The organism is Pseudomonadota bacterium, assembly GCA_010028905.1.
Taxonomy (GTDB): Bacteria; Vulcanimicrobiota; Xenobia; order RGZZ01; family RGZZ01; genus RGZZ01.
Genome location: RGZZ01000183.1, coordinates 1 through 9,213 on the forward strand (window position 1 = coordinate 1; position 9,213 = coordinate 9,213).

General features: G+C 64.4%; 11 protein-coding genes. 2 read left to right on the forward strand and 9 right to left on the reverse strand.

The features are described from left to right. From EB084_13230 to EB084_13255, 6 genes are all read right to left on the reverse strand, one after another. A partial coding sequence (locus EB084_13230) for a glycosyl transferase (protein ID NDD29220.1) occupies positions 1-187 on the reverse strand: 187 nt, incomplete at its 3' end. A 10-nt stretch (positions 188-197) separates the two neighbouring features. Continuing rightward, complete coding sequence (locus EB084_13235) at positions 198-1,148, reverse strand: glycosyltransferase (GenBank protein ID NDD29221.1); 951 nt, start codon at positions 1,146-1,148, stop codon at positions 198-200. Then, complete coding sequence (locus tag EB084_13240; GenBank protein ID NDD29222.1) at positions 1,105-2,172, reverse strand: glycosyltransferase family 2 protein; 1,068 nt, start codon at positions 2,170-2,172, stop codon at positions 1,105-1,107. Before EB084_13240 ends, EB084_13235 begins: the two co-directional genes overlap by 44 nt. Beyond that, positions 2,166-2,675: a D-glycero-beta-D-manno-heptose 1-phosphate adenylyltransferase gene (rfaE2, locus tag EB084_13245; protein NDD29223.1), complete on the reverse strand. Its 510-nt coding sequence runs from the start codon at positions 2,673-2,675 to the stop codon at positions 2,166-2,168. The genes EB084_13240 and rfaE2 overlap by 7 nt, the downstream gene beginning before the upstream one ends. Next, entirely contained in the window at positions 2,672-3,667 is a 996-nt protein-coding gene (gene rfaE1, locus EB084_13250; GenBank protein ID NDD29224.1) for a D-glycero-beta-D-manno-heptose-7-phosphate kinase, read from the reverse strand. The genes rfaE2 and rfaE1 overlap by 4 nt, the downstream gene beginning before the upstream one ends. After that, complete coding sequence (locus EB084_13255) at positions 3,664-4,650, reverse strand: hypothetical protein (protein NDD29225.1); 987 nt, start codon at positions 4,648-4,650, stop codon at positions 3,664-3,666. The genes rfaE1 and EB084_13255 overlap by 4 nt, the downstream gene beginning before the upstream one ends. Before the next feature lie 238 nt (positions 4,651-4,888). On the opposite strand from EB084_13255, the gene EB084_13260 reads away from it, so the two are divergent. Continuing rightward, positions 4,889-5,365, forward strand: a complete 477-nt coding sequence (locus EB084_13260; GenBank protein ID NDD29226.1) for a hypothetical protein — start codon at positions 4,889-4,891, stop codon at positions 5,363-5,365. Between the two features lie 89 nt (positions 5,366-5,454). Here EB084_13260 and groL read toward each other — a convergent pair whose 3' ends face one another. The 3 genes from groL to EB084_13275 all read right to left on the reverse strand — a co-directional run bounded on the left by groL (position 5,455) and on the right by EB084_13275 (position 8,621). Further along, entirely contained in the window at positions 5,455-7,146 is a 1,692-nt protein-coding gene (groL, locus tag EB084_13265) for a chaperonin GroEL (protein NDD29227.1), read from the reverse strand. Between the two features lie 24 nt (positions 7,147-7,170). Further along, entirely contained in the window at positions 7,171-7,584 is a 414-nt protein-coding gene (locus tag EB084_13270) for a co-chaperone GroES (protein NDD29228.1), read from the reverse strand. Positions 7,585-8,153: 569 nt separating this feature from the next. Further along, a complete protein-coding gene (locus EB084_13275) occupies positions 8,154-8,621 on the reverse strand; it encodes a hypothetical protein (GenBank protein ID NDD29229.1) in 468 nt (155 codons plus the stop codon). A gap of 324 nt (positions 8,622-8,945) precedes the next feature. On the opposite strand from EB084_13275, the gene EB084_13280 reads away from it, so the two are divergent. Next, on the forward strand, positions 8,946-9,152 hold the full coding sequence (locus tag EB084_13280) for a hypothetical protein (protein NDD29230.1): 207 nt from the start codon (positions 8,946-8,948) through the stop codon (positions 9,150-9,152). The last annotated feature ends 61 nt before the right edge of the window (positions 9,153-9,213 follow it).

Below are 9,213 nucleotides of genomic sequence, written 5' to 3' on the forward strand. Positions count from 1 at the left end.
ATTGGGGAGAGAACGTGATGAGCGCGTCCACGCCGGGATGCCCCTCGAGACAGGCATGACCCGCGGGTGACGCCACGACGGTGACGTGCGCGTCGCGCCAGTGCGTCCGGATGGCGCGCAGCAGGGGCGTGGTGAGAACCGTGTCGCCCAGGCCGTCGAGCCGAACGATGAGGAAGCGGGTGGCCACGCGTGTGGTCTCAGCGGGCTGGCGCCTGGGGCGTCGGTTCGATGTCGGCGTCGATGTTTCGGTCGACCTTGGGGGTGATTCCCTGACGCTTCAGCCGAAGCGTGTCGATGATGGTTTCGAAGTAGACGTAGATGATGAGCTGCTGCGCGCACCACAGGCGAAATCCGGTCAGCACCTCGTTGGGGCCGTTGAAGACAACCGATCGATAGTACCGCTCGACGTAGCCGCCCATCGAGAACATGCGGTGGGCAATCAGGCGGGGCGTGTGAAGGCCAGTGGCCAGCTTCACGCGCAGCGTGGGATGCTTGTCGACGAAGATGACCGCCGTGCGGGCCTTCGACTGGGTCTGCTTGCACAGGCGCCGCACATCGTCTGGCGTCCATCGCGGCTTGATGTGATAGACGATGGCTTTCTTGTTGTACTTCATGCCGAGGCCGAGCGCCTTGAGGCGCATGCCCAGCTCGAGATCCTCCCAGCCGTACTCGAGGAAGTCTTCATCGAACATGCCAGCCTGCAGCAGGTGCTTGCGGCTTGCCGACACGTTGCTGGTCCAGAAGAAGGCGGTGGAGATGTCCTGCATGTTGAACTGCGGGCCGGTGATGTTCTCGAGGTCGTGGATGTGATTGACCCAGCCGCGAACCACGTGATCCATGTGCCGCTCGTGCGTCTTCACGTGCTCGGCCAGCAGGTTGGGAGAGGCCACGATGTCGTCATCGATGAAGAGCACGATCTGACCGTTGGCATGCCGGATGCCCTGGTTCCTCCCCTTGGCCAGGCCGCTGTTCTGCTGGTGGACATAGGTCAGGGGGCACGGAGGGTCGAGTGACTTCACGTACTCGCCGGTCCCGTCGGTGGACCCGTCATCGATCAGGACGATCTCATACTGGTCCTTGGGAAAGCGCTGCGCGAAGAGCGCCTCAAGGGCCCTCTCCAGGAGCTTTTTTCGATTGTACGTGCACATTTGGACGGATATTCTTATTGACAATTCTTTCCGTCTCCCCGGCGGTGTTGGGTGGAGGTGAAGGGGCAGTCACGGCAGGCGCTCGCGCGGGGGTCGCGCTGGGAGCGGATTCTTCAGAGGCGACGCGATCACGCTCTTCCTCGAGCGAGCGCAGGTAGTTGTATCGAAAGATGCGAGCCTCGTAGAAGGCCCGCTTCTGGGGGGGCAGCTCGTCCGGGTCTTCCTGCCACTTCTCGAGACAGTACTGGTAGAGCTTCTCGTTGGCCTGGAGCTTGTTCCACCAGCGCAGCCAGGGGTGCAGCCCGGTGGCCAGCGCCACCTTCCAGTGGGGATGCTTCTGGTAGTAGGCCACGGCGCTTCTCCCCAGCTCACGCGCCTGGCGCATCATTCCGTCGAGCTGATCTCTCTGCAGCTCGGGTTTGTAGTGGTAGACCATGGCCTGCTGGTTGAAGTGCATCGTCCAGCCCTTCTCGCGCAGGCGCCAGCCGATCTCGTTGTCTTCGAAGCCGTACTCGACGAAGCTCTCGTCGAAACCGCCGATGTCGACCAGGGCGAACTTGCTCACGGAGGCATTGCACGTGCAGAAGAAGGCCGCGGAGAAGTCTCGCCACGACACCGCTCGCCCCTCGGGGATTCGATGCTCGGTCACATTGATGATGGGGCCGCGGATGACCGAGTGGCGATGCTTGCGGTGCCATTCCATGTGCTCGTTCAGCAGCTCCGGTGGCGCGATGATGTCGTCGTCGACGAACAGGATGTGATCGCCCGTCGCTTCCTTGATGCCCCGGTTGCGAGCCGCCGAGCGCCCGGCGTGCGGGATCTTGTAGTACTGGTGGCCGCAGAGGAAGCCCATGTCCTTGACCACCTGCTCGGTGTGGTCGGTGGAGCCATCGTCGATGATGACGATCTCGTACTCGTGGATGTCGAAGAGCTGGTTGCGGCCCAGGCTGTCGAGCGCCACGCGGAGGATATCTGCGCGGTTGTAGGTGCAGATGACCACGCTCAGCTTGAGGTTCTTCACGATCTCACCCCTCCGGGAGCGTTTCTCTCCGAAGGCTCTTCAGACCTGCGTGCGCGGGCGATGAGCTGCGAGCTCGATCTGCCGTCGACCAGGGGAAAGATCTGTATCTCCGCGTTCAAGGCCTGCAGCACAGCGTGCTCGGGAAGCTGCTCTGGCACGTAGTCACCGCCCTTGACATGCACGTGCGGTCTCAGCACCTGAAGGGTCTCGATGGGCGTGTCTTCGTCGAACACGGTCACGTACGATACACACTCGAGTGCAGCCAGCACTTCGGCTCTGTCAGACTCAGACACGACAGGACGGGTGGGACCCTTGAGGCGACGCACAGAGTCATCGGAGTTGATGGCGACCACGAGCACGTCGCCCATCGCTCGGGCGCGCTGCAGCAGGCGTACATGACCGATGTGGAGCAGATCGTAGCAGCCGTTGGTGAAAACGATGCGGCGCTCGTGGCGCTGCGCGTCGAGCGCCGCGGCAAGCGCGTCCCGGTTGAGCACCTTCGTCATTCGAGATCACGAAGGGCGGCCACGATCTCGTCGACCTCTACCGTGGCCGTGCCCACCTTCTGCACCACGACCGCGGCAGCAAGGTTGGCGAGCTGCGTGGCTTCGAGCATCGTTGCGCCCGCCACGAGGCACAGGGTGAGCACCGAGACCACGGTGTCGCCCGCGCCGCTCACGTCGTAGACCTGACGCGCCAGTGCCTGGACGTGGTGGGCGGAGTCGAGGGTCACGAGCGACATGCCGCGGTGACCGCGCGTGATGAGCACGGCAGACGGGTTCATCTGCGCGATCATGGCGCGCCCCGCGGCTTCCGTGCCGGACTCGGTGTCGCACGGGATGGCCGTTGCGCCATGGGCTTCGCGCTCGTTCACCGCGAGCAGCGTCACGTTGCCGAACATGGTCACGTTCTCGGGCTTGGGCTGCGCCACCACGGGAATTCCCTTGCGCTGGGCCCGCTCGAGCAGGGGGTCGACGAGTGACGGGACGAGCACCCCTTTGTTGTAATCGGAGAAGAGCACAGCATCGCAGTCGCCCAGGCTGTCGCCCACGGCATCGAGAAGAACGGTCGACGTGCTGCCATCGATGCGGTCGCGACACTCCGCGTCTGCTCTCACGACCTGCTGGCTGTGCGCGATGATGCGGGTCTTCGTAGTTGTCGGCCGCCCGTCGAGGGCGTGCAGGGCCTCTGCCCGCGCCCCTTCTTCGACGAGCATCTGGCGGAGGCGACGACCGTTGTCGTCGTCTCCCACGGTGCCCATGATGGCGCACCCGGCGCCCAGCTTGCACAGATTGTGCACGACGTTGGCGGCGCCGCCGGCGGTGTAGGTCGAGCGCTCGATGTCGACCACGGGCACGGGGGCCTCTGGAGAGATGCGGTGCACGGTGCCCCACAGCCAGTGGTCGAGCATGCAGTCGCCCACGACGAGCACCCGCATCGACCTGAAGCGCGAGAAGATCTCCCTCGCGCGAGACTCGGAGACGGGCGCGCGGCTCATGACGACGAAGCGGCCGCCGCGGGTGGCACCAGCACTGCCATGCGATCGATGACCGCGGCGGCGAGGAGGGGCAGCATGATCTCGTGGTGGCCGGTGATGGCGTATCCCTTGCCGTTCAGCTCACGCGCGCGCGACACGGGGTTCAGGTTCGAGCGATAGTGCTGGATGAAGTCCATGGTGACGCCGGTGAAGCCCTCCACCGGATGCCCCAGGTTGCGTGCCGCGGCGAACGCCTTTTCGAGCACCACCGGCAAGACCACGGCAGAGCCCATGTTCATCACCACCGACCCCTCGCCCACGTGAGACATCACGCCACAGAGCAAGCGGAAATCTTCGAAGGTGGCGTGTCCCATGTGGTCGCCGCGGGTGGAGGGATGGGTGTGGTGGATGTCACCACCCACGGCGACATGGATGGTCACCGGGATGCCGAGCCTCACGCCTGTGGCCAGGATGGATCTGGAGAGCAGGGGAGGATCGGCGGCGATGAGCGCTCGCCCGAGCATCTCTCCGAGGCCCTTCTTCTCGGCATGGGCGGCTGCCGTTGCGGCGTTGATGAACTCGCCCGTCTCGGTCACCATGCCGAAGTTGCCGGCCTTGATGCCGTCGGCCACGCTCTCCGAGGTCTGACCTGCCAGCGCCAGCTCGACATCGTGGATGGCGCCCGCCCCGTTGAGGGCGATGGCAGAGATGACGCCTCGCTCCATGAGGTCGATGATGAGGGGCGAGAGGCCGCACTTGATGACGTGCGCGCCCATCGCCCAGAGCACGACCCGGCCGTTGCAGGCGGCTGACGCGAGCGCCTCGACCACGGCGCGGAAGTCACGACCCACGAGAATATCGGGCAGCGAAGAGATGAAGTCGCGCATCGTGCTGCCCGCGGGCAGCGGTTGCGCGAAGTCTTCGCTGCGGACCTTGTTGGCGCGCTCCGCCAGGGGGTAGGTCTTGACCTGCCCGAAGTCGAGCGGCGTGAAGCGATAGGCCATGGTGTCTCCTCGTTGGGTGCTCATCCCCAGGGGACAGGGGATGCGATCGGCAGGACGCCTTCGACGCTGTCGATCTGTCGTCCACATCGCCAGCGATGCAGAGGCAGCATTAAGTGCGTCGGGGCGGTTCGGCGTGGTAAAAACCCGTTCCTTCCTTCTTCGTCGCGGGCGGTGCTGTCCGGGAGCAGGCGACGGGAGGGGAGGGCACGAACTCGCAGGCACGTTGGAGGATACGGTCGTGAGAGAGCCCATAGAAGGTCTCGACAGCATCTTTGCGGGTGCCGCCGAGCAGTGTGAGATGGTGGCCGCCGCCGTGCGCAACCCGGATGTCGATGTGTCGTGGGTGCAGCGCATGGCGTTCGAGTACCTGGTGCGGGTGCTGCGCGTCGAGGCTGCGGAGAGCGAGGCACCTTCGGCGGCGCGCCTGCTGAGAGCCGCGTCGCTGTTCGAGCGACTGACCCGGGATGCTTCTCTCGAGGCGTTCGAGATCGCACGCGATTGGACGTGCTCCTCGTGTGGTGATACGGTCCCGGGCCGCCTTGCCATCAGTGGGGTGCGGGCGCGCGAGCCGAAGGTCGCAGTCACCTGTGCGGCCTGCGCGCAGACCAGTCCAGGTGGCACGGGGGCCGACGAAAAGGTGCGCCACATCTTTCGCGACAATCTCGCCACGGGATGGAATCCGCGCTTCAACAACTTCGACTGGGACGGATCCTGAGCGCGAGGGCGAAGCGGTCGAGACCGTCTCGCAAAGAGAAGAGGGGCCCGCCGCGGCGGACCCCTCTCTTGCGTGGTGACAGCAGGCGCCTACATCATGTCGAGGCCGCCCATGCCTCCCATTCCGCCCATTCCGCCCATGCCACCCATTCCGCTGAAGTCGCCGCCACCGTGACTGTGACCGTGGCTGTGGCCTTCGCCCTTCTGCGGACGCTCGGTGACCAGGGTCTCGGTGGTGAGAACCATGGCGGCGATAGACGCCGCGTTCTGGAGGGCGGTGCGCGTCACCTTGACGGGATCGACGATGCCCTGCGCGATCATGTTGGTGTAGGTGCGTGCCATCGCGTTGAAGCCCTCGCCCGTGGGCAGCCCTTTCACCTTCTCCACCACCACCGAGCCTTCGAGGCCCGCGTTGGCGGCGATCTGGCGAAGCGGCTCTTGCAGGGCCTGACGCACGATCTGCACCGCCACGCGCTCGTCAGCGTCGGTCAGCTGCACGGCGTCGAGCGCCTTCAAGGCCATGATGAATGCCGTTCCACCGCCTGGCACGATGCCCTCTTCCACCGCGGCGCGCGTGGCCGAGAGGGCATCTTCCATGCGGTGCTTCTTCTCCTTGAGCTCGGTCTCGGTAGCCGCTCCCACGCGGATCACGGCGACACCGCCTGCGAGCTTGGCGAGACGCTCCTGGAGCTTCTCACGGTCGTAGTCGGACTCGGTCTCCTTGATCTGGCGCTTGATCAGCTCCACGCGAGCCTGGATGGCCGCGGTGTCGCCGCGGCCTTCGACCACCGTGGTCTCTTCCTTGGTGGCGCGCACGCGGGCAGCGCGCCCCAGCATGTCGAGGCTCACCTTGTCGAGCTTGAGCCCGAGCTCGTCAGAGACTACCTGCCCGCCCGTGAGCGTGGCGATGTCCTTGAGCATCTCCTTGCGTCGATCTCCGAAGCCAGGGGCCTTCACCGCCAGGATCTGGAGCGTGCCGCGCAGCTTGTTCACCACCAGGGTGGCAAGCGCCTCACCATCGAGATCTTCGGCGATGATGACGAGCGGCTTCTGCATCTGCACCGTCTGCTCGAGCACCGGAAGGAGGTCGGCCACGGCCGAGATCTTCTTCTCGGTGATGAGGATGAACGGCTCGACGAGCTCGCACTCCATGCGCTCTGAGTCGGTGACAAAGTACGGCGAGATGTAGCCCTTGTCGAACTGCATGCCCTCGACGTGCTCGAGGGTCGTGGCCATGGTCTTCGACTCCTCGACGGTCACCACGCCGTCCTTGCCCACGTTCTCGAGGGCGTTGGCGATGAGGTCGCCGATCTGCTGGTCGTTGTTCGCCGCGATGGAGGCGACCTCGCTGATGCGGTGCTTGTCTTCGACGGGCACCGCCATCTTCTTGATCTCGTCTACCACGACCTCGACGGCGTGCTCGAGACCGCGCTTGATCATGAGCGGGTTGGCGCCCGCGGTGACGTTCTTCATGCCCTCCTTGATCATCGCCTGCGCGAGGACGGTGGCCGTGGTGGTGCCGTCACCGGCCACGTCGTTCGTCTTGCTTGCGACCTCGCGAAGAAGCTGGGCGCCCATGTTCTCGAACGGGTTCTCGATCTCGATCTCCTTGGCGATGGTGACGCCATCATTGGTGACGAGCGGCGAGCCGAACTTCTTGTCGAGCAGGACATTGCGCCCACGCGGCCCCAGGGTGACCTTCACAGCGTTCGCGAGCGTGTCGATGCCTCGCTCGAGCGCCTTGCGGGCTTCGGTATCGAAGATGATTGCCTTGGCTGCCATGACGTATACTCCTCGTTTCTGCGCTTATTCGAAGATGGCCAGGAGATCGCGCTCCTGGAGGATCACGTATTCTTCGCCCTCGACCTTGATCTCGGTTCCGCTGTACTTCCCGTAGAGAACGGTGTCTCCGGCTTTGACCTCGAGCGCGATGCGCTTGCCGTCGTCACCGATGCGGCCGTTTCCGGCGGCCAGGACCTTGCCACGGGTGGGCTTCTCCTTTGCGGAATCGGGAAGGATCACGCCGCCGCGTGTAATCTCTTCCTGCTCGAGTGCCTTCACGACGATGCGATCGCCGAGCGGGCGAAGGGGGACGGTCTGAGTAGCCAATTGTGGAGCCTCCTTGTGTCGACGGTGCCTCTGGTGCAGAGAGAGCGCGGTGCAGCCGCTCGGAGGGGGCGGTGTGCGCCGGGCCGTGTCAGTTCCTGTCCGGCGAGCCATCTCGGCCCCTCATGGCGAGGGTTGGCGAGAGAGACACACCGGGTCGCGAGACGGGCTCTGGCACTCTGTCAGGGCATCTGCTGAAGGCGAGACAAGTTGGCCGACCACCGTGGGATTCCTTCTCGTGAATCATCTTCCATGGCGGGCCGCGACGGACTGCGCGATTCTGTGCGGGATTCACGCCCGCGGCTTTTGCCGGAAATAAAAAAAACCCCGTAGGTGACGTGCGGCTGGGATATTGAACCGGCCGCGGCAGGTGGGGGCGCCTCTGACCTGAAGCCCGCAGGACTTCCACACCTTGGAAGGGTGGTGTCACTTCGGCTTCAGAGTATGGCCCCCAAGGTGTCGATGTTGGCTCAATGACACCGAGTCTGCACGTTCACCACAGGGTTTGAGGTGATTCTCGAATGATATCACAATCGCATGACGCCCTGCAACCCCTCTCGACCAGAACCCACGGTTGTGTGATTCACCGAACAGGGGCACAGCCCACGGTCACTTGATACGATGCGGCCTCGGCTCAGCGGAGACCAGGCCTGGTCTCGACAAGGTGAGCACCGAATGCGCTATCATGGGTTTCGGCCTTCCAGCTCGCGCACGCGTTCGTGCGCCGCATCAATGATGGCGTCGAGCTCATCGCGCGCACTCTGGTGCAAGGACGGTTGCAGACTGAAGCGCTTGTAGTCTCTCACCCTGAGATACGCCTCGCGCGCGCGATCGGTCTCACCCAGGGCGCGATAGCACAGGCCGGTGTCGTATTCCGCGAGGGCTCTCGTGACCACGGCATCGTCTTGCGGAAATCCATCGATCACCTCGCGCATGCCCTCGATGGCGAGCCGGAGCTGTCGCTGGCGCTCGTTTCCGCGGCGCTTGAACCCTGGTTCGAGCCACGTGGCACGCGCATAGAAGTACTGCTCGAGTGCGTTCTCTTTTCTGGGAACCAGCGGCTCGCGTTTCTTACCACATGAAAGCCCTGCCAGCGCAGCAAGCGCGATGGCCACGACGAGGAGGCTGGTGCTTCGCAGGCCGAGTCTCACGGTTTCGCGTCGTTGCGCAGGAGTCGAATGAAGGGGCGGTGGCCGAGCGCGATCATGGGTGCGGATTTCGCCCCGTTTCCGAGAATTCCCCCACACCGCCGATATGCGCAGGCATCGGCTCCGGGCCAACCCGGAAGCGAGTGCAGCGGGCATGCTTTTTTTTGAAAAGGTCTTGCACAAAACCCCTTGAATCGTGTTATCATAGGCCAGAAGCGGTCGCCAGGACGTAAGAAGCCCGCACGGGCAGACGCGGCTGCCGCATATCCTGTCGGGAGGTGCACGAGGTTGGCCAGAAGTCTACAGAACCGCGTACGATCGAGCCGCTTGGCATCCGCAGAGAGCGCTGTGCTCGATGTGCTGCGTCCCCGCTCATCCGATGACACGCGTGGTGTCGCGCGACGAGAGCGCGCCAAGATAGGGGCGCGTCTTCTCGAGCATGTGCTGCAGGAGACGGGCCCAGCGATGAATCTGCGCAGCGAGGTGCGCAGACGCCGAGAGATGCTCGACAGCCCCTTGCCACAGGAGCGTTGAGCGACTGGCGCACTGCGCGCCACACGGGCAGGCTTCAGAAAGAGAGCGGTGCGCACCGCTC

Excerpts from the sequence above, each read along its gene's own strand:
- rfaE1 (NDD29224.1), bottom strand. The coding sequence starts at position 3,667 with ATGAGCCGCGCGCCCGTCTCCGAGTCTCGCGCGAGGGAGATCTTCTCG.
- EB084_13255 (NDD29225.1), bottom strand. The coding sequence starts at position 4,650 with ATGGCCTATCGCTTCACGCCGCTCGACTTCGGGCAGGTCAAGACCTAC.
- EB084_13270 (NDD29228.1), bottom strand. The coding sequence starts at position 7,584 with ATGGCTCGCCGGACAGGAACTGACACGGCCCGGCGCACACCGCCCCCT.
- groL (NDD29227.1), bottom strand. The coding sequence starts at position 7,146 with ATGGCAGCCAAGGCAATCATCTTCGATACCGAAGCCCGCAAGGCGCTC.
- rfaE2 (NDD29223.1), bottom strand. The coding sequence starts at position 2,675 with ATGACGAAGGTGCTCAACCGGGACGCGCTTGCCGCGGCGCTCGACGCG.
- EB084_13235 (NDD29221.1), bottom strand. The coding sequence starts at position 1,148 with ATGTGCACGTACAATCGAAAAAAGCTCCTGGAGAGGGCCCTTGAGGCG.